The organism is Rhodococcus sp. Leaf247 (assembly GCF_001426185.1).
Taxonomy (GTDB): domain Bacteria; phylum Actinomycetota; class Actinomycetes; order Mycobacteriales; family Mycobacteriaceae; genus Rhodococcoides.
On the sequence record NZ_LMRP01000001.1, the window covers coordinates 1,864,213 to 1,887,046 of the forward strand.

21 protein-coding genes are annotated in these 22,834 nt (G+C 67.3%); 11 read left to right on the plus strand and 10 right to left on the minus strand.

What is annotated here, in order from left to right; all coding sequences use genetic code 11:
- Positions 1-75: 75 nt before the first annotated feature.
- Positions 76-1,893: a 2-isopropylmalate synthase gene (leuA, locus tag ASG64_RS08730; RefSeq protein WP_042575928.1), complete on the plus strand. Its 1,818-nt coding sequence runs from the start codon at positions 76-78 to the stop codon at positions 1,891-1,893.
- A 1-nt stretch (position 1,894) separates the two neighbouring features.
- On the opposite strand, the gene ASG64_RS08735 is transcribed toward leuA, so the two are convergent.
- Complete coding sequence (locus ASG64_RS08735; RefSeq protein WP_042575927.1) at positions 1,895-2,788, minus strand: LysR family transcriptional regulator; 894 nt, start codon at positions 2,786-2,788, stop codon at positions 1,895-1,897.
- 71 nt (positions 2,789-2,859) lie between these two features.
- On the opposite strand from ASG64_RS08735, the gene ASG64_RS08740 reads away from it, so the two are divergent.
- The 4 genes from ASG64_RS08740 to ASG64_RS08755 are packed head-to-tail and all read left to right on the plus strand — an operon-like array spanning position 2,860 to position 6,732.
- Positions 2,860-3,774 (plus strand): EamA family transporter, encoded by a 915-nt coding sequence (locus tag ASG64_RS08740; RefSeq protein WP_056072112.1) that lies wholly within the window; start codon positions 2,860-2,862, stop codon positions 3,772-3,774.
- 38 nt (positions 3,775-3,812) lie between these two features.
- On the plus strand, positions 3,813-4,721 hold the full coding sequence (locus tag ASG64_RS08745; protein ID WP_056072114.1) for an ABC transporter substrate-binding protein: 909 nt from the start codon (positions 3,813-3,815) through the stop codon (positions 4,719-4,721).
- Positions 4,722-4,751: 30 nt separating this feature from the next.
- Positions 4,752-6,038 carry a Mur ligase family protein gene (locus ASG64_RS08750; protein WP_042575938.1) on the plus strand — a complete coding sequence of 429 codons (1,287 nt, stop codon included), beginning with the start codon at positions 4,752-4,754 and terminating at the stop codon, positions 6,036-6,038.
- Complete coding sequence (locus ASG64_RS08755) at positions 6,031-6,732, plus strand: type 1 glutamine amidotransferase (RefSeq protein ID WP_268793319.1); 702 nt, start codon at positions 6,031-6,033, stop codon at positions 6,730-6,732. Before ASG64_RS08750 ends, ASG64_RS08755 begins: the two co-directional genes overlap by 8 nt.
- Here ASG64_RS08755 and ASG64_RS08760 read toward each other — a convergent pair.
- From ASG64_RS08760 to ASG64_RS08775, 4 genes are all read right to left on the minus strand, one after another.
- On the minus strand, positions 6,729-7,805 hold the full coding sequence (locus ASG64_RS08760) for an AbrB family transcriptional regulator (RefSeq protein ID WP_200933429.1): 1,077 nt from the start codon (positions 7,803-7,805) through the stop codon (positions 6,729-6,731). The genes ASG64_RS08755 and ASG64_RS08760 overlap by 4 nt on opposite strands.
- Before the next feature lie 20 nt (positions 7,806-7,825).
- Positions 7,826-8,227 carry a universal stress protein gene (locus tag ASG64_RS08765; protein WP_042575012.1) on the minus strand — a complete coding sequence of 134 codons (402 nt, stop codon included), beginning with the start codon at positions 8,225-8,227 and terminating at the stop codon, positions 7,826-7,828.
- 31 nt (positions 8,228-8,258) lie between these two features.
- Positions 8,259-9,659 carry a CitMHS family transporter gene (locus tag ASG64_RS08770; protein ID WP_042575013.1) on the minus strand — a complete coding sequence of 467 codons (1,401 nt, stop codon included), beginning with the start codon at positions 9,657-9,659 and terminating at the stop codon, positions 8,259-8,261.
- A gap of 94 nt (positions 9,660-9,753) precedes the next feature.
- Positions 9,754-10,740 carry a Bug family tripartite tricarboxylate transporter substrate binding protein gene (locus ASG64_RS08775; RefSeq protein ID WP_056072963.1) on the minus strand — a complete coding sequence of 329 codons (987 nt, stop codon included), beginning with the start codon at positions 10,738-10,740 and terminating at the stop codon, positions 9,754-9,756.
- Positions 10,741-10,878: 138 nt separating this feature from the next.
- Between ASG64_RS08775 and ASG64_RS08780 the strand changes: the two genes are divergently transcribed.
- A complete protein-coding gene (locus ASG64_RS08780) occupies positions 10,879-12,519 on the plus strand; it encodes a sensor histidine kinase (protein ID WP_056072120.1) in 1,641 nt (546 codons plus the stop codon).
- Positions 12,516-13,184, plus strand: coding sequence for a response regulator (locus ASG64_RS08785; protein ID WP_156388303.1), 669 nt, complete (start codon positions 12,516-12,518; stop codon positions 13,182-13,184). Before ASG64_RS08780 ends, ASG64_RS08785 begins: the two co-directional genes overlap by 4 nt.
- Here the strand turns inward: ASG64_RS08785 and recR are convergent.
- The 3 genes from recR to ASG64_RS08800 all read right to left on the minus strand — a co-directional run bounded on the left by recR (position 13,181) and on the right by ASG64_RS08800 (position 14,633).
- On the minus strand, positions 13,181-13,792 hold the full coding sequence (recR, locus tag ASG64_RS08790; RefSeq protein ID WP_042575016.1) for a recombination mediator RecR: 612 nt from the start codon (positions 13,790-13,792) through the stop codon (positions 13,181-13,183). The genes ASG64_RS08785 and recR overlap by 4 nt on opposite strands.
- Before the next feature lie 3 nt (positions 13,793-13,795).
- A complete protein-coding gene (locus ASG64_RS08795) occupies positions 13,796-14,134 on the minus strand; it encodes a YbaB/EbfC family nucleoid-associated protein (RefSeq protein ID WP_042575017.1) in 339 nt (112 codons plus the stop codon).
- Positions 14,135-14,198: 64 nt separating this feature from the next.
- Positions 14,199-14,633 carry an SRPBCC family protein gene (locus ASG64_RS08800; RefSeq protein ID WP_056072126.1) on the minus strand — a complete coding sequence of 145 codons (435 nt, stop codon included), beginning with the start codon at positions 14,631-14,633 and terminating at the stop codon, positions 14,199-14,201.
- Between the two features lie 227 nt (positions 14,634-14,860).
- On the opposite strand from ASG64_RS08800, the gene ASG64_RS08805 reads away from it, so the two are divergent.
- The 3 genes from ASG64_RS08805 to fadD5 all read left to right on the plus strand — a co-directional run bounded on the left by ASG64_RS08805 (position 14,861) and on the right by fadD5 (position 19,212).
- Positions 14,861-16,273: an FAD-binding oxidoreductase gene (locus tag ASG64_RS08805; RefSeq protein ID WP_056072966.1), complete on the plus strand. Its 1,413-nt coding sequence runs from the start codon at positions 14,861-14,863 to the stop codon at positions 16,271-16,273.
- On the plus strand, positions 16,270-17,589 hold the full coding sequence (locus ASG64_RS08810) for a class I SAM-dependent methyltransferase (RefSeq protein ID WP_042575019.1): 1,320 nt from the start codon (positions 16,270-16,272) through the stop codon (positions 17,587-17,589). The genes ASG64_RS08805 and ASG64_RS08810 overlap by 4 nt, the downstream gene beginning before the upstream one ends.
- Before the next feature lie 87 nt (positions 17,590-17,676).
- Positions 17,677-19,212, plus strand: coding sequence for a fatty-acid--CoA ligase FadD5 (gene fadD5, locus ASG64_RS08815; protein WP_056072968.1), 1,536 nt, complete (start codon positions 17,677-17,679; stop codon positions 19,210-19,212).
- On the opposite strand, the gene ASG64_RS08820 is transcribed toward fadD5, so the two are convergent.
- A complete protein-coding gene (locus ASG64_RS08820) occupies positions 19,209-19,397 on the minus strand; it encodes a membrane protein (RefSeq protein ID WP_042575020.1) in 189 nt (62 codons plus the stop codon). The two genes, fadD5 and ASG64_RS08820, sit on opposite strands and share 4 nt — an antisense overlap.
- Positions 19,398-19,487: 90 nt before the next feature.
- On the opposite strand from ASG64_RS08820, the gene ASG64_RS08825 reads away from it, so the two are divergent.
- Positions 19,488-20,627: an alpha/beta hydrolase family protein gene (locus tag ASG64_RS08825; protein WP_162245380.1), complete on the plus strand. Its 1,140-nt coding sequence runs from the start codon at positions 19,488-19,490 to the stop codon at positions 20,625-20,627.
- Positions 20,628-20,677: 50 nt separating this feature from the next.
- Here the strand turns inward: ASG64_RS08825 and ASG64_RS08830 are convergent, their stop codons facing one another.
- Positions 20,678-22,828 (minus strand): 3-hydroxyacyl-CoA dehydrogenase NAD-binding domain-containing protein, encoded by a 2,151-nt coding sequence (locus ASG64_RS08830; RefSeq protein WP_042575022.1) that lies wholly within the window; start codon positions 22,826-22,828, stop codon positions 20,678-20,680.
- Between the last annotated feature and the right edge of the window lie 6 nt (positions 22,829-22,834).

Sequence of the window (22,834 nt, forward strand, 5' to 3'; positions counted from 1 at the left end):
TGATTCTCAGACCGGCTCCCTGTCGCGGGTCTTTTCGGCGCCGGTCGACCCCTTCCTCACAACGGAGAACAATCGATGTCACCCGCCGACGCATTCGTATCCGGCTCACGCAACGTCACCACCCCGACCAAGCCTGCGCCATCCGATCAGCCCGTCTGGAACACCCAGAAGAACTCGTCGATGCCGACGTTCCGCTACCGCTCGTTCGCGGAAGAAGTCGAGCCGCTGACGCTCCCCGACCGCACCTGGCCCGACAAGGTCATCGACCGGGCACCTCAGTGGTGCGCGGTGGACCTGCGCGACGGTAACCAGGCGCTGATCGATCCGATGAGCCCGGCACGCAAGCGCCGGATGTTCGATCTCCTGGTTCGCATGGGCTACAAGGAGATCGAGGTCGGTTTCCCGTCCGCGAGCCAGACGGACTTCGATTTCGTCCGCGAGATCATCGAGGACGGCGCAATTCCCGACGACGTCACCATCCAGGTGCTGACGCAGTGCCGCCCCGAGCTGATCGAGCGCACCTTCGTCGCGTGCGAGGGCGCCCGCAGCGTCATCGTGCACTTCTACAACTCCACGTCGATCCTGCAGCGCCGCGTCGTCTTCCGCGCCGATCCCGACGCGATCGAGAAGATCGCCACCGACGGTGCCCGCAAGGTTCTCGAGGAAGCGGCCAAGTTCCCCGACACGGACTGGCGCTACGAGTACTCGCCCGAGTCCTACACCGGAACCGAGCTGGAGTACGCCAAGAAGGTGTGTGACGCGGTCACCGAGATCATCGCTCCCACACCGGATCACCCGATGATCCTCAACCTCCCGGCGACGGTCGAGATGGCGACGCCCAACGTCTACGCCGACTCGATCGAGTGGATGCACCGCAACCTGGCACGCCGCGACTCCATCGTGCTGAGCCTGCACCCCCACAACGACCGTGGAACCGGCGTCGCCGCAGCCGAACTGGGATACCAGGCCGGCGCGGATCGCATCGAGGGCTGCCTCTTCGGCAACGGTGAGCGCACCGGCAACGTCTGCCTGGTCACCCTGGGGCTCAATCTCTTCACGCGTGGCGTCGACCCCCAGATCGACTTCTCCAACATCGACGAGATCCGCCGCACGGTCGAATACTGCAACCAGTTGCCGGTTCACGAGCGGCACCCCTACGGCGGTGACCTGGTCTACACCGCATTCTCGGGAAGCCACCAGGACGCGGTCAACAAGGGCCTCGACGCGATGAAGGTGTCCGCCGACGAGCAGGACATGGATGTCGACGACGTCCTGTGGCAGGTGCCCTACCTGCCTGTGGACCCGAAGGACGTCGGCCGCACCTACGAGGCCGTCATCCGCGTCAATTCGCAGTCCGGCAAGGGCGGCGTCGCGTACATCATGAAGTCGGACCACGGCCTCGCATTGCCGCGACGGCTGCAGATCGAGTTCTCCTCGGCCGTGCAGCGCGTCACCGACGGCGAGGGTGGCGAGGTGTCGCCCAAGGCCATGTGGGACGTGTTCTCGGAGGAGTACCTGGCTCCGATCGTTCCCCTCGAGCGCATCCGGCAGCGAGTCACCGCGGCCGAGGAGGACGGTGGCACCGACTCCATCGCCGCCACCGTCAAGGTCGAGGGCACCGAGCAGGAGATCACCGGTGAAGGCAACGGGCCTCTCGCCGCATTCGTCGACGCACTCGGATCCATCGGCTACGGGGTGAGCGTCCTCGACTACTCCGAGCACGCCATGTCGGCGGGCGACGACGCGCAGGCCGCGGCCTACGTCGAAGCTGCCGTCCGCCTGCCGGGCGGCGCCGAGGTATCCGTCTGGGGTGTCGGCATCGCCACGTCGATCACCACCGCATCCCTGCGCGCCGTGGTGTCGGCCGTGAACAGGGCTGCCCGCGCCCAGTAGGTCACGGAGCGACTGCCGCTACCTGCGCCTCGAGCGCGTCGAGCACCGCCGCGACGGCGGGTCGTTCGGCCGCTCGGGGGCGGGTGGCGACGTCGTAGATCCGCGCGGCTTTCACTCCGGCCAGTCGGCACTTCGCGACGCGCGGGTGGGCGGAGGCGTAGCGCGGCATCAATGCGATGCCGTGCCCGTGAGCGACAAGCTCCTCGGTCAGGCGGAAGTCGTTGATGCGCATGATGACTCGGGGAGTCACGCCGGTGACGGTCGCGATGGAGAGCAGGACGTCGTCCACCGGGAAGCCGCCCCGCACGCTGATCCACTGCTCGTCGGACAATTCCTCGATGTCGACCGACTCGCGATGAGCGAGCGGATGCGACGGTGGTAGCACCAGATCGATGGGCTCCCGCATCAACGTGCGCACCTCCACGCGTTCCGACGCGATGGTGGGTGCTCGTTCGTCTCGATGGGTGAGCACCACGTCGTAGTCGGCGAGCAGTGCCGGGACGGACGAGGCGGGGACATCCTCGTCGCGTGCGTCGACGACGACCCCGGCACCCGAGAGCCGGTCGAGCACACCCGGCAGGAGCAGCGCGGCGCCGGACGGGAAGAGTGCCAGTCGCACGGTTCCGCGTGCGCTCCCGCGGTACGACGCCATCTCGTCCGATGCCCGCCCGAGCGCTGCCAGCACGTCGTCGGCGTGCGGAACCAGTGCGCGTCCTGCCGCCGTGAGCCTGACCCGGCGTCCGTCGGGTTCGAGAAGGGCGACGCCCGCTTCCTTCGTCAGCAGCTTGAGCTGCTGGGACACCGCCGACGGTGTCATCGACAGCGCCTCCGCGGTGGCTCCGACGGTGCCTCGGTCGGCCAGCTCGCGGAGGACTCTGAGGCGCTCGACATTCATGAAGCAACGCTACATTGCTAGCTCATAATTATTCGATTGTCCTTACCTATGCCGGTGAGGACACTGGGTTCATGACCACTCGCGACCGCCTGCTCGGACTGATCGTCGTCGTGGTCTGGGGGCTCAACTTCCTGGCGATCCGTGCAGGCCTCGACCAGTTCCCGCCCTTCTTCTTCGCAGCGCTCCGATTCGCCGTCATCGCCGTCCCGGTCGTGCTGTTCGTGCGCCGCCCGAACGTCCCGCTGAAGTGGCTCCTGCTGTACGGCGTCGGATTCGGACTCCTGCAGTTCGCCTTCCTCTTCGCCGCCATGAACGCCGGCATGCCTACCGGACTGGCGTCGTTGGTGCTCCAGTCGTCCGCACCGTTCACGGTGGTTCTCGGTGCCCTGTTGCTCCGCGAACACGTCGGCCCTCGCCAGTGGCTCGGCATCGGTGTCGCCGTCGGCGGGATGGTGCTGATCGGGTGGGACAGGGCGCACAACGCGACTCTGCTTCCGGTGCTGCTGACGCTGCTCGCCGGCCTGAGCTGGGCTTTCGGCAACCTCGGCAACAGATTGGCCGCGTCGAAGGAGCCGATGCGACTGATGCTGTGGATGTGCGTCGTTCCGCCTCTGCCGCTGTTCGCGTTGTCCGCCGTGACCGAGGGGCCCACCGCCGGATGGTCGGCCGTCGGCGACGCGGTGTCCACCGGCCGGTACTCGGGTCTGCTCGGACTGCTGTACATCGTGGTGGTCGGCACGATCGCGGGCTCGGGTCTGTGGACGGTGCTGATCAGCCGGTACCCGGCCGGTGTCGTCGCGCCGTTCTCCCTGCTGGTGCCGGTCGTCGGAATCGCCGCGTCCTGGCTGGTCCTCGACGAAGTTCCGAGCGTCCTGTCGCTGGTCGGTGCCGTCGTGGTGATCGGCGGCTGCATGTGGGGCCTGAGTCGCTCACCCCGCGCGGCCGCCGCGATCGAGGGTGCGCCGCTCGCAGCCCAGCGAACCTGACACCCCTACGGCGCCGCGTGGTGACTTAGGGTGCCCTCATGTCCAGATCTACCCGTGTCCTCCCGGCCCTGCTCGCGGTCGTCGCCGTCGTTGCGACCGCATGTTCCGCCGCATCGACGCAGGCGAGCGAGCCTGATGGAACGCGCCTCGTCTCCCACGCGCGCGGCGAGACCGAGGTCCCCGCGTCGCCGCTGCGGATCGTGACGCTCGAACCCGTGCAGCTCGACACCAGCGTCGCGCTCGGTGTCGTCCCGGTCGGCACCGCGGTGCTGAGCGAGGCAGCCGGAGTGCCGGCGTACCTAGGCGCCGAGGCGTCCGGTATCCCGACGATCGGCACGGTCGCCGAACCGCGGATCGAGGCCATCGCGGCCCTGCAGCCCGACCTGATCCTGGGAACAGAGACGCGCCACGGCGAGCTGTACGACCAACTTGCCGCGGTCGCTCCCACCGTGTTCATGGCGTCGCAGAGCGACCCGTGGCAGGACAACGTGCGATTCGTCGGCTCCGCATTGGGACGGGACAGCGAACCTCTGCTGGCCGAGTACGAGCAGCGGTGCGACGACATCGCCGGCAGGTTCGACACCGACGGGCGCACGGCGCAACTGATCCGGCCCCGCGACGGTCTGCTGACCCTGTACGGACCCCTGTCCTTCGCGGGCAGCACGCTCGAATGCGCCGGCTTCACGACGCCGCCGCGCCCGGAATGGTCCGACGAGATCAGCGCGGACCTGTCACCGGAACTGGCCGCGCAGGCGCGCGCGGACCTCGTGGTGATCACCTCCGCCACGCCGGACGACCCAGCATCGGTGCCGGCGGCCATCACGGCGAACGCGTCGACGTTCCCGCAGCCGCACGTCGTCGACCAGTCGTACTGGATCACCGGTGTCGGACCGAAGGGTGGTCAGGCAGTGCTCGACGACATCGAACGGATCCTCGGGGCGTCCTGACTTCCTCGCCGTATGGGAGGATCGGTCATCATGATCGACAGCAGCAGACGGCACCTCGGAGCCCGCGGCAGGCTGGCTCTGTCCGCGGCATCGGCCGCGGCGTGGGCCTCTCAGAAGGCCGGACGCGGCAAGGGTTCGATGATCGGCGGACTGGTCGCGCTGAAGATCGATCCGGCGTTGATGTCCCGCCTCGGCGCGAACCGGCGCACGGCCGTGGTGACCGGAACCAACGGCAAGTCGACGACGACCCGTATGACCGCTGCCGCGTTGGCCACCCTCGGCGACGTGGCGACGCAGGCCGACGGCGCCAACATGGACGCCGGCATCGTCGCCGCACTGAACTCCCGCCGCACCGCCCCGTTGGCGGCCCTCGAGGTGGACGAACTGCATGTTCCCCACGTGTGTGACGCGGTGAATCCCGAGGTGCTGGTGCTGCTCAACCTCAGCCGCGACCAGCTCGACCGGGTGGGCGAGATCAACATGATCGAACGCAAACTGCGCGCCGGGCTGCGCGATCATCTCGACACCGTGGTGGTGGCCAACTGCGACGACGTGCTCATGACGTCCGCCGCGTACGACTCGCCCCGCACGGTCTGGGTCGCGGCCGGCGGCGGCTGGGTCGGCGACTCGGTCAGCTGCCCTCGCACCGGCGAGCCGATCGAGTGGAGCGGCGCGCACTGGCGCAGCACGGGAACGCTCGAGGACGGTCGCGAATTCGCCCGCCCGGAACCGCAGTGGTGGCTCGACGACGACAATCTGTACGGACCCGACGGGCTGATCCTGCCGATGACGTTGACGCTTCCGGGGCGCGCGAACCGCGGCAACGCGGCACAGGCCGTGGCAGCCGCCGTCACCATGGGCGCGGATCCGGTGGAGGCCGTGGCGGCCGTCAGCGCCGTCAGTGAAGTCGCCGGACGCTACAGCTCGATCCAGTACGGATCACACACTGTCCGAATGCTTCTGGCGAAGAATCCCGCCGGTTGGCAGGAAGCGCTGTCGATGATCGACCCCGACGCCGACGGTCTCGTCATCGCCGTCAACGGCCAGGTTCCCGACGGCGAGGATCTGTCGTGGCTGTGGGACGTGCGGTTCGAGCACTTCGAGAACACCACGGTGATCGCCGCCGGTGAGCGCGCGACCGACCTCGGGGTGCGCCTGACCTATGCGGGCGCCGATCACAGCGTCGTCCCGAATGCGTTGCGCGCCATCGAGTCCTGCCCTCCCGGCAGAGTCGAGGTCCTGGCGAACTACACGGCGTTCCGCGATCTCGGCCGCGCCTTGGCTCGCGAAACGGCGAAGGAGGCTCCCGGTGTCTGACTTCCGGATCGGACTCGTCCTCCCCGACGTCATGGGGACCTACGGCGACAGCGGGAACGCTCTGGTGCTCCGCCAGCGCATGCTCATGCGCGGACTCGACGCCGAGATCGTCTCCATCACGCTCGCCGACCCGGTACCGGACTCCCTCGACGTCTACGTTCTCGGTGGCGCGGAGGATTCGGCTCAGCGCTTGGCGACCAAACACCTCGCGCGGTACCCGGGTCTGCAGCGCGCCGCGGAACGCGGTGCTCCCGTCCTCGCGATATGCGCAGCGATCCAGGTACTCGGCGAGTGGTACGAGACCAGCTCGGGCGAACGCGTCGACGGTGTCTCGATGCTGAACGTCACCACGGCGCCGCAGGAGACCCGGTCGATCGGTGAAGTCATCACCCGCCCGGTGTCCGACCGCTTGACCCAGACGCTGACCGGCTTCGAGAACCACCGTGGCGGTACGACTCTCGGTCCCGATGCCGCACCGTTCGCGCGTGTCGAGCACGGCGTCGGCAACGGTGTCGGCGACGGCAACGAGGGCGTCGTGCAGGGCTCGGTGATCGGCACCTACATGCACGGACCGGCGCTGGCCCGCAATCCCGAACTGGCGGACCATCTGCTCGAGACAGCTCTGGGTCACTCCCTCGAGCCGCTGCACCTGGCCGACGTCGAGCAGCTGCGCACCGAGCGTCTGCGCCGCTAGACCGAGACCGGATCCTCGGCCGGTTTCCGCGCCGCCCGGCGCATCAGCAGCTGGGCGATCAGCGGTGCGGCGATCAGCATCGACACCAGGCGGATCAGTTGCACGCAGGCGACGAAGGTGACGTCGCTTCCTGTCGACGCGGACACAGCCAGCACGGCCGCGAGCCCACCCGGAGTCGTCGCGAGGTAACCCGTCAGCAGGCTCGTGCCCGTCCACGCGGACAGCGCCCAGCCGAGCAGCGCGCAGATGACTCCGATGCCCGCGACGAGAGCGAACGCGTAGGGAAAGAGCCGACCGATCAGACGCAGGCTCGACATCGTGAAGGCCAAGCCCGCTTGCCATCCGATCACCAGGAAGGCGATCGGGAGCACGATCGGGGGGATCTCGATGCCCACCGGCCACCCGAGAAGAGCGAGTGCGCCGGACACCAGCAACGGTCCCAGCGTCGCGGGTGCGGGAAGACGCGCGAGCCGCCCCAGAGCGATGCCCACCAGCACGGCACCGACGAGGAACAGCACACCGATCCACCACGGCAGCGCATCGTCGACGGGTTCCGCAGGCTCGACGGCATGCGTGTCCGCGTGGAACACGAAGGTGACCACCAGCGGCATCGTCACGACGACCAGAGCGACGCGGAGGTACTGCACGACGGCGACGACACGCTCGTCTCCGCCGAGTTCGCGCGCCGTGGCCACCAGTCCGGTGGCGCCGCCGGCGATCAACGCCAGCATGCCCGTCGCTGCCGTCACATCCTTGTTCAGTGCGAGAAGTGCGCCGCAGCCGGCACTGACCGCCAAGGTGGCGATCCCGATGGCCACCGCGGGAAACCAGTTGTCGCCCAACGCAGCCAGAGTCTCGATGTCCACCATCAGGCCGATCGTCACGGCCAGGGTTCCCTGGGCCGCCATCGACCCGAACCGCGGGACCGCGCGCGGACCCAGTCCCGTCAGGGCGAAGAAAACCGCGACGACGAGAGCCGCGAACAGTGACGGGGCGGTCAGTCCCACAGCGTCGAGAAGGAACCATCCGGCCACGGACACGGCTGTGAGCGCCACCCAGCGGGTGGCGCTCACAGCGACGGTACGAACTCTGCTCACGACTTGACGAGCAGCACCGGTACCGGTGTTTCGAGAAGCAGACGCTGGATCGACTGGCCCATCAGGAACTTTCCGACGGCCGACCGGTGACGCGAACCCACCACGAGGAGTTCGGCTCCGGACTTCTCGATCAGCGCGAGCAGGGTGGTCGTGGCATCGGGGTCGGGCTGAGCTGCGGCCAGGGTCCACGTCGCCTCGGATTCACCGAGAGCCGAGAGCGACGCCCTGATGGATTCCTCCACCGCGTCGGCCTCCTTGGCCTCCGAGGAGGGATCGGGTGAACCGGAGTACGCATGCAGCACAACCAGGTCGGTACCGGTCGCCCGTGCCTGCTGGAGTGCGGATCCGAGGGCTTTGCGGCCTTCGTCGGAGCTGTTGTGAACGACGGCGACACTCATGATCGTGTGTTCTCTTTCTCGTGGATGCTGATCAGCCGAAGGGGATCTGGCCGAGGAGGACGCCGACGGCGAGCATCGTCAAGGAGACGACGGTGGCGCGCCACAGGACCTTGCGGTGGTGGTCGGCGAGCGAGACGCCGGCAAGGGTGACCAGCAGCAGGATGGCGGGGACCAGCGGGCTCTGCAGGTGGACGGGCTGGCCGGTGATCGAGGCGCGTGCCATCTCGACCGGCTCGATGCCGTACTGCGCGGCCGTCTCGGTGAGCACCGGGAGGATGCCGAAGTAGAAGGCGTCGTTGGTCATGAAGAACGTCAGCGGGATCGACAGGATTCCGGTGATGACGGCCAGGAACGGTCCCATGGCGTCCGGGATGACGCCGAGGAGCCACTCGGCCATCGCCTCGACCATTCCGGTACCGGAGAACACGCCGGTGAGGACGGCAGCGGCGAGCACCATGGCGACGACGGAGACGATCGAGGCGGAGTGGCGTGCGATGGCCTCGCCCTGCTCCTTGACCTTCGGGAAGTTGAACGTGAGCGCGATGGAGGCGGCGATCATGAACAGCACCGGGATGGGGAGGATGTCCATGACCAGGATGACGAGGAGCGTGACGGTCAGGATCGCGTTGAACCAGAGCAGCTTCGGACGCAGGGTGTCGCGGTTCGGGTCGAGGCCGTCGATGAACTGACCTGCCTTGCCGTCGTTCTCGTCGTCACCGGTGGTGATGTCGGCGCTTCCGGTGCTGCGACGGGTCTTGCCGGTTCCGGTGCCGTCGGTACCCACGCCGGCTCCCACGAGCTCCGTGTCGTAGACCAGCGAGCCGAGGCGGCGACGCTCCATCAGGCCGAGGTGGATCGAGAAGAGCAGCACGATGATCAGGCCGGCGATCATGGACGGCACCATGGGGATGAACACGTCGGAGGGCGAGATGCCCAGTGCCGATGCGGCGCGGACGGTGGGTCCACCCCACGGGATGATGTTCATCGTGCCGTTGGCCAGACCGGCGACGACGGTCAGGATGACCGGGGAGACACCGAGTTTGAGGTAGAGCGGCAGCAACGCGGACGTCACGATGATGAACGTCGTGGAGCCGTCACCGTCGAGCGAGACGACCATGGCCAGCACGGCGGTACCGACGACCAGCTTCATCGGGTCGTTGCGCACCAGGCGCAGGATGCCGCGCACCAGCGGGTCGAACAGTCCGACGTCGATCATGATGCCGAAGAAGATGATCGCGAAGAACAGCAACGCGGCGGTCGGGGCGAGCGATTTGATGCCGTCCGTGATCATGTCGCCGATGCCGAGGCCGGCTCCGGCGAACAGACCGAAGATGACCGGCACCAAGATCAGCGCGACGACGGGCGTCGCACGTTTGGTCAGGATCAGGAACATGAAAGCGGCAACCATGAGGAAGCCGAGTATCACCAACATGGTTACTACTCCTCGTGTTTCGAGTGGGGTTCATCGAGTGGATCGGGGTGTTCAGGACACAGCTGTCGCAGAGGACCGAGCTGGTGGGCCGGCGTCAGCCGGTGGTGGGTGGGCCGATCGTGGTGCGGACGAGGTCGGCCTGCTCGTCCAGGAACGACGCGAAGTCGTCACCGGTGAGAAGAGCGTCCCTCCACCCGTTGCGCAGCAGGATCTCCTGCCACACAGGGGATTCGACCAACGACTCGACCTGGGCGGTCAGAGCGTCGACCCGGTCGGGCGGCAGTCCTGGCGGCGCGAGGATGCCCCGCCAGTTGTCGAAGTCCAGGTCCACACCCTGCTCGCGGACGGTGGGGGCGTCGATACCGTCGATACGCTCGGCGCTGGAGACGGCGAGGACACGGACGGTGCCCGACGCGATCTGGTCGAGGTACTCGCTCACGCCGGTCGTGGCCACGTCGACCTGGCCGGTGAGCAGGGCGGGAAGCAGCTCGCCGCCCCCGTCGTAGACGCGGTACTCGGACGCCCGCGGATCGACTCCGACGGCCCGAGCGAGCTGGGTTCGGAACAGTCCGTCCGGACCCCCCTCGGCGGACCCGCCGGCGAACTGGAGACCGGACGTGTCCGAGCGCCACCGATCGAGCAGGTCGGCGAACGTACGCAGCGGGGATGCCGCCGGTACGAGCACGACCTCGGGTTCGGTGACCAGGCGGGCGATGGGAGTGACGTCGGTGATCGAGTGATCGGACGGGGTGGTGGACAGTGCGCCCACCAGCCCCAGTCCCATCACCAGCAGGAGCCGATCGTTGCCCTGTTCCAGAGCAAGACGATTGAGCCCCACGACGCCACCCGATCCGGGTAGTACGAGAACGTCGTCCACCACGACGTCCTCCGCGGCCCAACCTCGGGCCAAGCTGCGAGCGGTCAGGTCGTAACCGCCACCGGCGACGGAGGGAGCGATGAGACGAAGTCCCGGCTCCCCCACCCCGGTCACCATGGACGGCATCGCCGCACTGCAGGCGATCGCCGTGCAGAGCACCACCAGCAGCGCTGCGAGAGCGCTGATGCGGCGACGTCGGTTCATGGGCACGATCTCACTGTGGCGCATCTTGTGACTGCGGTCACCCTTTGGTGCACAAACGGGATTGTGTTCATTGTGCGCGCCGGCCGTGCACGCCGATGCGCGAACTCCCGCACCGTCCGGCGGTACGGTTCAGCGGTGATGCGGCGGCGACTGAATCTCCTTCGATCACGCCGCACCCTCTCGTCACAACTGCTCGGACTCCAGCTTCTCATCATCGTCGCCGTGCTCGTGGTCATCAGCGGCCTCTCGCTCGCGCAGGCGTCCGCGACCTTCCAACGTGAGCAGGGCCTGCGCGTGCAGTCCGCCGCGGAGAATCTGGCTGCCAGCCCTACCGTCCGGCAGTTGCTGCCCTCTGCTCAGCCACGCATCCGGTCGGGGCTTCAGGGCGCCGTGGAGTCGGTGCGCGCAGTGTCCGGCCTCGACTACGCACAACTCACCGATCCCGACGGCGTCATCGTCGTCGCCACGGATCCGTCGCGGATCGGGCAGAAGTCCGCCGCCGAGGGTGCCGGAGCCCGCGCCGGCCGATCCTGGACCGGTCTGGCCGAGACCAGCGAGAACACGGCACTGTCCCCGAACGCGTCCGTCCAGTCGCAGGTCCCGGTACTCGACGCCGACGGTCGGATCGTGGGAGTGGCCATCGTCGGGCGTGAGTACCCGTCGGTGTGGGCGCGGCTCGGCCAGGCAACCCCCGACCTGCTCATCTACCTCGCGGTCGCCTCCGTCCTGGGAGCCGTGGGCTCCATCCTGCTTGCCCGACGCGTCAAGCGGCAGACGATGGGCATGGAGGCCGGAGAGATCGTGGACCTCGTCCGGCAACGTCAGGCCATGCTCGAGGGACTGAAGGAAGCCGTTGTCGCACTGGATCCTTCGGGCAGGGTCGTCCTGCTGAGCCGCAGCGCCCACGACATGCTCGGTCTCCCCGAGGACAGTGTCGGACGGGACGTGGAGAAGCTGGGGCTCGACGATCGCGTGCTCGACGTCCTGCGCCACCCCAGCGACGACGGTGATCAACTCGTTCTCACCGGTGATCGCATCCTGGTCTTCAACACCGTCCCGATCGAGGCTGCCGGTCGGAAGGTCGCGACGGTCACCACGTTCCGCGACCGCACGGAGCTCAGCGACGTCGAGAGCAAGCTCGACATCAGCCGCACCAGTTCGACCGCACTGCGCGAACACATCCACGAGTTCGACAACCAGCTGCACACCATCTCGGGGCTGGTGCAGCTCGGCGAGTACGACGAGGTCGAGCGCTACGTCGACGGCATCACCGAGCATCGAGAACGGCTGACCTCCACCGTCACCGACCGCATCGACGATCTGGGGGTCGCCGCCCTGCTGATCGCGAAGATCGGTGCGGCGGCCGCACGGTCGGTCACCATTGCGCTCGACGACGCCTCGAATCTGCCCCGATCGAGCGACGACGGCTCCCGCGATCTCTGCACCATCGTCGGCAATCTCGTCGACAATGCTGTGGACGCGCTGCTGGAACACGGGACACCGGATCCGGTCGTACGAGTGCGCATCGTGACCACCGAGGACCGTATCGACGTCGAGATCGCCGACAACGGCCCGGGCATCGACGCTCCGGACGTCGACAAGGTCTTCGAACAGGGGTGGAGTACCAAGGGGACGTCGCTCGACGGCCACGGTTTCGGCCTGGCCCTCGTCCGCGTCGTCTGTCGCCGCGGCGGCGGCGAGGTGTCGGTGGGTGAGAGAGTCGAGGACGGCAGGCGCTGGACGGTCTTCCGGGCGAGCGTGGGGAGGGACGAACGATGACGCTCAAGGTTCTGGTGGTCGACGACGACTTCATGGTCGCGCGCGTACACACCGGGTTCGTGGCGAAGGTGGACGGCTTCGAGGTGTGCGGGGTGGCGCACACGGCCAGGGAGGCGCTGGAGAAGGTCGAGTCGACACGGCCGGATCTGGTGCTTCTGGACGTCCACCTGCCGGGCGTCACCGGACTCGATCTGATCGGCCCGTTCCGCGACATCATCCCTGACCTGGACGTTCTGGTCATCACCAGCGAGCGTGAGGCCGAGTCGGTTCAGAGGGCGCTACGCGCCGGCGCCGTGCACTATCTGATCAAGCCGTTCAAGTTCTCCGCCCTGCAGGAGCGGCTCGAGCACTACCGGCACACCCGCGAGTCGTTGGCGGCCATCTCCGAGGCGGAGCAGGATGCCGTCGACAAGGCGTTCGGAGTTCGCGGTGCGGCCACCCGTCTACCCAAGGGGCTGAGCGGCGAGACGTTGACGATGGTGGAGCAGCACCTCAGGGACCACGAGACGGAGATCTCCGCGAGCGCGATGGCCGAACGCACGGGCATGTCGCGCTCCAGCGCGCGGCGCTACCTGGAGTACCTTTCCGACGTGAACCGCGTGACGGTGACGCTCGACTACGGCAACGTCGGCCGGCCGGAGCGGCTCTACCGACTCAAGCGCTAGCGCATCACGTTGCGGCCGGACAGCGCCCGGCCCAACGTGAGCTCGTCGGCGAATTCGAGGTCGCCGCCCATCGGCAGACCGGATGCCAGGCGCGTCACGCTCAGACCGGGGAAGTCGCGCATCATGCGCAGCAGGTAGGTCGCCGTCGCCTCGCCCTCGGTGTTGGGGTCGGTGGCGATGATGACCTCCGAGACGTCGACACCGTCCTCCTGATTGCCGACGCGGGTAAGCAGCTCACGGATGCGGAGTTGGTCCGGACCGACGCCGCTGAGCGGATCGAGAGCACCGCCGAGCACGTGGTAGCGGCCCTTGAACTCGCGAGTGCGCTCGACGGCCTGGACGTCCTTCGGCTCCTCTACGACGCAGATCATGGTGCGATCCCGCCGGGGATCGGAGCAGATGCGGCACATCTCCTTGTCCGAGACGGTGCCGCACACGATGCAGAACTGCACTCCGTCGCGAACACGCTGCAGAGCTTTCTGCAGGCGGTCGATGTCGGGCGCCTCGACGGCGAGGAGGTGGAAGGCGATGCGCTGCGCACTCTTCGGTCCGACACCGGGGAGCTTGCCCAGCTCGTCGATCAGATCCTGGACCGGACCTTCGTACACGGTCTAGAAGCCGGGCAGACCGGGAAGACCGCCGCCGGCGAGACCGGCGAGGGGGCCGAGCTTCTGCGAGGCGACCTCGGCCGCCGCGCGCGACGCGTCCGCGATGGCGCCGATGACCAGATCCTGCAGGGTGTCGACGTCGTCGGGATCGACGACCTTGGGGTCGATGGTCAGACCGACCACCTCGCCGCTGCCCTTGACGGTGGCCACGACGAGTCCGCCGCCGGCGCTGCCGGTGACCTCGGTCGCGGCGATCTCGGCCTGGGCGGCCATGAGCTGCTGCTGCATCTGCTGGGCCTGCTGCAGCAGTTGGGACATGTCGGGCTGTTCACCGGGTTGCACGGCGGGTGTCCTTCCGAGACGTGAGCTGGGGTCGGGGTCGAGCCTAGTTGCTCGACCCGACAGGTCACTGGACCTGACGCGACAGGTTCTCCAGCAGACTTGCCTGGATCTTCTTCAGCCCGAGAGGGGCGAAGGTCTTCTCGAAGAAACCGCCGATGCCACCGGCGCCGGTCCACTCGGTCGTCGTCGTCACCTGCGAACCCGCTCCGCTCGGGGAGACGGCGTAGGTGGTGATCATCGACGAGTTGGCATCGGTCTCGGTGATCGTCGAGCCGGCGACGGACACGGTCGCCAGGACGTCCCGTGACCGCTTCTCGGTCGCCTGGAGGACCCAGCGCACGACGGTGCCGTCGCCCTGACCGCCCTCGACGACAGCGAAGTCGCGGTAGTTCTCGGGCAGGATGCGCGGGCGCACGGTCTCGTAGTCGGAGAGGGCAGCGAGCACCTTGTCGGGTGCCGCCTCGAACGTGCGGACACTGCTGGCGCTGACCTTGGCCATGAGGGGTTCTCCTGAGCACATCGAAACGAACGAACGGTACTACCAGTCTTCCATGTCCCGGCCGAGAGGTTTCCGGGCGGACACCGGGCGAATCGACGGCAACGATCATGTGACGTTTCCCGTCTCGAGGGGCACCTTCCGTAGCGTTGCGAACAACCGCGATATAGCGTTCTCGCGTGGATCGGACACTCGACGCAGAACGTGGGAGACCCCCCGGACCTGCTGAAATCGGACAAGACCGGCACCAGGCCGGCGTGCGGACACTGCTGAGCAGTTACCGCGCGATACCCGACGCAGCGACCGTCCGGCTGGCGAAGAAGACGTCCAATCTCTTCCGCGCCCGGCCGAAGAACACCGCTCCCGGCCTCGACGTCTCGGGACTGGGCGGAGTCATCTCCGTCGACCCCGTGGCGATGACGGCCGACGTGCAGGGAATGTGCACGTACGAGGACCTCGTGGACGCGACCCTGCACCACGGCCTGTCGCCGCTGGTGGTCCCCCAGCTCAAGACCATCACGCTCGGCGGGGCCGTCACGGGCCTCGGGATCGAGTCGACGTCCTTCCGCAACGGGCTCCCGCACGAGTCCGTGCTCGAGGTCGACATCCTCACCGGATCCGGTGACATCGTCACCGCGACACCCGACAACGAGTACAGCGACCTGTTCCACGCGTTCCCCAACTCGTACGGCACGCTCGGGTACTCGACCCGTCTCCGCATCGAGCTCGAGCGTGTCCACCCCTACGTCGCCATGCGCCACATCCGTTTCCACGACGTGGAGTCGGTGCAGGAGGTGATGACCCGGATCGTCGCGGACCGCGAGTACGACGGTGAACGCGTCGACTACCTGGACGGAGTCGTCTTCACAGGATCCGAGGCGTACCTGACGTTGGGCCGCGGTACCGACGAACCCGGACCCGTCAGCGACTACACCGATGATCGCGTCTTCTACCGGTCCATCCAGCACGACGGCGCCGCCCCGAAGCGTGACCGGCTGACCGTCCGCGACTACCTGTGGCGATGGGACACCGACTGGTTCTGGTGCTCCCGTGCCTTCGGCGCCCAGAACCCCCGCATCCGGAAGTTCTGGCCCAGGAAGTACCTGCGCAGCAGCTTCTACTGGAAGCTGATCGCGCTCGACCAGAAGTACGACATCGCCGATCGCCTGGAACGGCGCAAGGGCAACCCGATCCGCGAACGCGTCGTGCAGGACATCGAGGTTCCCGTCGAGAACACGGCCGCCTTCGTCGACTGGTTCCTGCGGGAAATACCGATCGAGCCGTTGTGGTTGTGTCCGCTGCGGCTGCGGGAACCCGACGGCTACAGCGATGCGAGCGAGGCGGATGCCGGAGTTCGCGGGTGGCCGCTGTACCCGTTGCAACCACACCGTACGTACGTCAACATCGGTTTCTGGTCGTCGGTCCCGATCGTCGACGGTGAGCCCGAAGGTGCGGCGAACCGCCGCATCGAACGGATGGTGACCGAGTTCGACGGCCACAAATCGCTTTACTCGGATTCGTTCTACGACAAGGACGAGTTCGATGCCCTCTACGGCGGTGAGAAATACCGCCTTCTGAAGAAGAAGTACGACCCCGATTCGCGACTGTTGGATCTGTATTCGAAGGCGGTGCATCGTCGATGACGACGTTCAAGGATCATCAGAACTCCGGCACGGCCGGTAGTTCGCCCAAACTCTCCATAGCCGAGATTCTCGAGCAGTTCACCGAAGGTGATCTGCCCGTGCGCTTCTCGGCCTACGACGGCAGTACGGCCGGTGCCGAGGATTCCGAGTACGGGCTCAAGCTCACCTCACCCCGCGGCACCACATACCTCGCGACAGCTCCGGGCGACCTGGGCATGGCCCGCGCCTACGTCTCCGGCGACCTCGAGATCGAAGGCGCCCACCCTGGCGACCCGTACGACGTGCTGAAGATGCTCGGCGACGACCTTCACTTCAAGCGCCCGTCCGCCCGTGCCCTGGCCACCGTCACGCGCTCGTTGGGCTGGGAGTTGTTGCGGCCCATCGCTCCCCCGCCCCAAGAGTCACTGCCGCGGTGGCGTCGTATCGCCGAGGGTCTGCGGCACAGCAAGACCCGCGACGCGGAGAGCATCCACCACCACTACGACGTGTCCAACACGTTCTACGAGTACGTCCTCGGCCCGTCGATGACCTACACGTGCGCCGCCTACCCGAGTATCGACGCCTCTCTCGAGGAGGCGCAGGAGAACAAGTACCGCCTGGTGTTCGAGAAGTTGAACCTCAAAGCGGGCGATCGGCTGCTCGACATCGGCTGCGGCTGGGGTTCGATGGTGCGCTACGCGGCCCGCCGCGGCGTCCACGTCATCGGCGCCACGCTCTCCAAGGAACAGGCCGAGTGGGCACAGCAGGCCATCGCCGCCGACGGCCTCGGCGATCTCGCCGAGGTCCGGCACAGCGACTACCGCGACATCGCCGAGACCGACTTCGACGCAGTGTCGTCCATCGGCCTCACCGAGCACATCGGTGTCTCGAACTACCCCGCGTACTTCGAGTTCATCAAGAGCAAGCTCCGTCCCGGCGGCCGCGTGCTGAATCACTGCATCACCCGCCCCGACAACCGGTCGTCGGCACGTGCGGGTGGGTTCATCGACCGCTACGTCTTCCCCGACGGTGAACTGACCGGGTCGGGTCGCATCATCACCGAGATGCAGGACGTCGGCCTCGAGGTGCGCCACGAGGAGAACCTGCGCGAGCACTACGCGCTGACTCTGCGCGACTGGTGCCGCAACCTCGTCGACAACTGGGATGCCTGTGTCGCCGAGGTCGGTGAGGGAACCGCCCGCGTCTGGGGCCTCTACATGGCCGGCTCGCGCCTGGGCTTCGAGCGCAACGTGGTGCAGTTGCACCAGGTGCTCGCCGTGAAGCTCGACAGCACCGCCGACGCGGGACTTCCGTTGCGCCCCTGGTGGAACGGCTGATCTGCTGACACGGACGCCGTCTCGGGTGTCGAATCACGGGGACTGTCGACACCCGAGCGGGTGCGACTCCACGAGAGGACACCCGAGATGGCGGATCAGTCGCAGCCCGGACGTGCACGGCGGGACAACTGGAACAACCAGGTACGTCGACACGCACTGATGGATCCCGCGGGTGTGGCGCTGCGCTTCGGCGGGGCGACGCACACCTGGCGCGGCCTCGCCGACCGTGTCGACGCACTCGCCGGCGGGTTGTCCCGCCGCGGTGTGACGGCCGGGGACCGGGTGCTGATCCTCATGCTCAACCGGCCCGAGTACGTCGAATCGGTGCTGGCGATCACCGCCGTCGGCGCGATCGCCGTGCCCGTCAACTTCCGGATGAGCGCACCGGAGATCACCTACCTCGCGGAGAACAGCGGCGCCGGCCTCATCGTCGTGGAGGACGCTCTGGCACCGCTCGCCGCGGCGGTCGGCATCGCGGACTCGATCATCGTGGGAGGTGACGGGGACACCTACGAGGCGCTGATCCGCGAGGGCATCCCTGCGCCCGACACCGACGTCCCGGACGATGCGCCGGCGCTGATCATGTACACCTCGGGAACCACCGGCCGCCCCAAAGGTGCTGTGCTGTCCCATTCCAACATGCAGGCCCAAGCACTCACCTGCATCCGGGCGCTACAGATGTACGGGGTGGACGAGATCAACTTCTGTGCGTCGCCGATGTTCCACATCGCCGCGCTGGGCAGCATCGCCCCCAGTCTCAAGCTCGGCATCCCCACCGTCATCCACCCCGTCGGTGCGTTCGACCCGGCCGCACTGCTCGACGTCCTCGAGGCCGAGTCCGTGACCACTCTGTTCCTCGTGCCGGTGCAGTGGCAGGCGGTCTGCGTAGAACAGGCGCGACGCCCCAGGAGGTTGGCACTGCGGGTGATCTCGTGGGGTGCGGCGCCGGCGTCGGACACCGTGTTGAGGGCCATGTCGCAGACGTTCCCCGACGCCCTCACCGTGGCCGTCTTCGGCCAGACGGAGATGTCGCCGATCACCTGTGTCCTCGACGGCGGCGACGCACTCCGCAAACTCGGGTCCGTGGGACGCGTCGTCGCCACGGTGGAAGCGCGGGTCGTCGACGACGACATGGTCGACGTCCCGCGAGGCGACATCGGCGAGATCGTCTACCGCGGACCGACGTTGATGCACGGTTACTGGGAGAACCCCGCCGCGACGTCGGATGCGTTCCACGGCGGCTGGTTCCATTCCGGCGACCTGGTGCGCCAGGACGACGAGGGCTTCGTCTTCGTCGTCGACCGCAAGAAGGACATGATCATCTCCGGCGGTGAGAACATCTACTGCGCCGAGGTCGAAAACGTCCTGTTCTCCCATCCCCGGATACTCGAGGCAGCCGTCATCGGCCGCCCGGACGACCGGTGGGGTGAGGTGCCCGTCGCCGTCGTCGCGCAGCGCGCCACCGACGAGCCGGACCTGACGCTTCCCGACCTCGTCGACTGGCTGGACGCACGCCTCGCGCACTACAAGCACCCTCGCGACCTGGTTTTGGTGGAGGCGCTCCCCCGCAACGCCGGCGGCAAGGTCGTGAAGGTCGACCTCCGCCGGCGGTACTCGAGCTAGACCCCGCGGCGCCTGCTCACCACCACGATCGCCACTCCGACGATCAGGATGATGGGACCGAGGATCGACCAGGTGGAGGTGTTGCTCATCGCGCTACCGCCGATCACCCCGAATCCCTGGAGGGCGAACAGGAGGCCCAGAAGGGCGATTACGACACCGATGACGGTGACAACAGGAGTCTTCACCTGTCGAACGTAGTCCCCTGACGCCGCGTCGGGCAGATACTCGTGAGGAGACACACCACGAGGTGCGCAGCCCATGGTGAACTGACAGACGTGACTTCTCTTCGACGACGATTCGGTGTCCCTGCCCTCGTTGCCTGTCTATCGCTGGCGACACCCCTCTCGCTCGCCGTCGCTCCGGCATCCGCGGAACCTGCCACGGGAATCGTGCTCTCCAGCAGTGCGCTCGACCCGGCGCTCGCGCCCCGAGGTGCCGCCGAGAGCTACCTCGTCCGTTACACAACGCTGCGCACCGCGGACAAGGTCGGCGAATCGACGGGAACTGTGTTCGTGCCCGCCGGCGAGCCTCCCGTCGGTGGATGGCCCGTGGTCTCGCACGCTCACGGAACCACGGGCATCGACGACGCGTGCGCACCGTCGCTGACAGGCACCACCGAGCTCGAACGGCCGGCCGTCGAAGCGTGGCTGGCGGCGGGATACGCCGTCGTCGCCACCGACTACGCGGGCATGCGAACCCCCGGCGTGAGTGCGTATCTCGACGGCCCCGCAGCCGGCGCGAACACCGTCGACATCGTGCGCGCGGCCCATTCCGTGGTGGGTGGGACGTTGTCCCCGACGTGGATCGCCACCGGGTTGTCGCAAGGGGGGAACGCGGCGTACTTCGCTGCGGCGGCTGCATCGTCGCGCGCACCGGAACTCGACTTCCGCGGCGCCGTGGCCATTGCCGGACCGACGCAGCTGGACTCGGTCTTCCCGTTCGCCGGCCCGACGATCCCGCCGGTGCTCCCGAACGGCATCGTCGGCTACGTGTTCTCCACCTTGGCGGGCATGAGCGACCAGCGCCCCGAACTCGATGTGCGGAGCTACCTCACTCCGCGCGGCCTCGAGTACCTGAACGCGGCGACCACGCTGTGCGGCACCGAATTCCGTACCTACCGAGAGACGCATCCCGCGCAGTTCGGTGACCTGCTGACCAGGCCGCTGACTCCGCTGGCGCCGGTGTTCCGGCAGATGCAGGCCGTTCCCGTCAGTGGATACGATCGGCCCCTGTTGGTGACGCAGAGCCTGGCGGACCAGACCGTCCCCGCACCTCTGACGTTCGCGCAGACCGCACGAATGTCTGCCGCCGGCACGGACTTCCAGCTGGTCACCTTCCCGACTCCCGACCACGTCGGAACGCTGATGGCGTCGATGCCGGCCTCGCTGGACTTCGCAGCACGCGTGCTGCGCTGAGACGACGACAGCCCCGCACCACGAGGTGCGGGGCTGTCGTGTGCTCGTGACTAGCGCAGTGACGCAGGCGGAGTGAACCGCTCGCCGTACTGCTTGGCCAGCTCCTCGGCACGGGCGACGAACGCCTCCTTGCCGATCGAACCGTCCGCGGCCTCGTAGCCGACGACGTACTGGTGCACGCCACCGGTCCACGCCGGGAAGCCGATTCCGAAGATCGAGCCGATGTTGGCGTCGGCCGTGGTGTTCAGGACACCCTCGTCGAAGCACTTCTGCGTCTCGATCGCCTCGATGAAGAGCATGCGCTCCTTGAGGTCCTCGAAGGACGCCTCTGACGTCCCCGACTTGAAGGCGTCACGCAGACCGGACCAGAGGCCGGTGCGCTTGCCGTCCACGTACTCGTAGAAGCCGGCGCCCTTGGACTTGGACGGACGCTCGAACTCGTCGACCATCTTGTCGATCACGGCACCCGCAGCATCCTCCGGAGGAGTTCCGCCGGCGGCCACGATCGCGTCGTAGGTCTCCTTGCGGATCTTCTGCATCAGGGTGAGCGTCAGCTCGTCGGAGAGCTGCAACGGCGGCGCCGGGTAGCCCGCCTGGAGGCCGGCCTGCTCGATGGTCGACGGCTCGACGCCCTCGCCCAGCATCGCGATGGCCTCGTTGATGAAGGTGCCGATCACGCGGGAGGTGAAGAATCCGCGGCTGTCGTTGACGACGATCGGCGTCTTCTTGATGGCCTGCACGAGGTCGAATGCCTTGGCCAGAGCCGCATCCGAGGTCTTGTCACCACGGATGATCTCGACCAGCGGCATCTTGTCGACGGGCGAGAAGAAGTGGATTCCGATGAAGTCTTCCTGGCGCTTCACACCGGTCGCGAGACCGGTGATGGGCAGCGTCGAGGTGTTCGAGCCGAGCAGCGAATCGGGAGCGACGAGGTCCTCGATCTCCTGGAAGACCTTGTGCTTGAGGTCCTGCGACTCGAAGACTGCCTCGATGACGAGGTCTGCACCCTCGACGTCCTTCGGGTCCGCCGTGGGGTGGATCCGCGCGAGCAGTGCGTCCGACTTCTCCTGCGTCGTCTTGCCACGCGAGAGAGCCTTGGCCTCGATGGCCTCCGAGTACGCCTTGCCCTTGTCCGCGGACGCCTGCTCGACGTCCTTGAGGACGACGTCGATGCCGGCCTTCGCACAGACGTAGGCGATGCCCGCGCCCATCATGCCGGCGCCGAGAACGGCGACCTTGGTGAACTGGGTCTTCTCGTAGCCGTCCGGCCGCGACTTGCCGGCGTTGATCGCCTGCAGGTCGAAGAAGAACGCCTGGATCATGTTCTTCGAGACCTGGCCGGTGACCAGCGACGTGAAGTAGCGCGACTCGATGGTGGACGCGTTGTCGAAGTCGACCTGCGCGCCCTCCACCGCTGCGGACAGGATCGCGAGCGGCGCCGGCATGGGCGCGCCCTTGATCTGCTTGCGCAGGTTCGAGGGGAACGCCGGAAGGATCTGTGCGAGCTTGGGATTCGACGGCGTGCCGCCGGGGATCTTGTAGCCCTTGACGTCCCAGGGAGCGACGCCACCCTCGGGGTTGGCCTTGATCCATGCCTTCGCAGCGGGAACCAGTTCCTCGATGCTGCCGACGACCTCGTGCACCAGACCGAGCTCGAGAGCCTTCGACGGGCGGAAACGCGTGCCCTGCGACAGCACCGACATGAAGCCGTTCTGGATGCCCATCAGGCGGGTGATGCGCGTGACGCCACCACCGCCGGGGAGCAGGCCCAGCGAGACCTCGGGGAGGCCGAGCTGCACGCCCGGCACGTCGGCGACGATGCGGTGATGCGTCGCCAGCGTGATCTCGAGTCCGCCGCCCAGTGCTGCACCGTTGATCGCGGAGACGACGGGCTTGCCCAGGGTCTCGAGGCGACGGAGCTGCGCCTTGACGGTCTGCACCTCGTCGAAGATCTGCTGTGCGTCGGCCGGGCCGGCCTTGATCATGTTCTTCAGGTCGCCGCCGGCGAAGAACGTCTTCTTCGCCGAGGTGATGACGACGCCGGTGATGGAGTCCTTCTCGGCCTCGAGGCGATCGACCGTCGCGCCCATCGAGTCCTTGTAGAGCTCGTTCATCGTGTTGGCGCCCTGGTTGGGGTCGTCCATCGTCAGCGTGACGATGCCGTCGGCATCCTGATCCCACGCAATCATGTTCTCGCTCATAAAAGT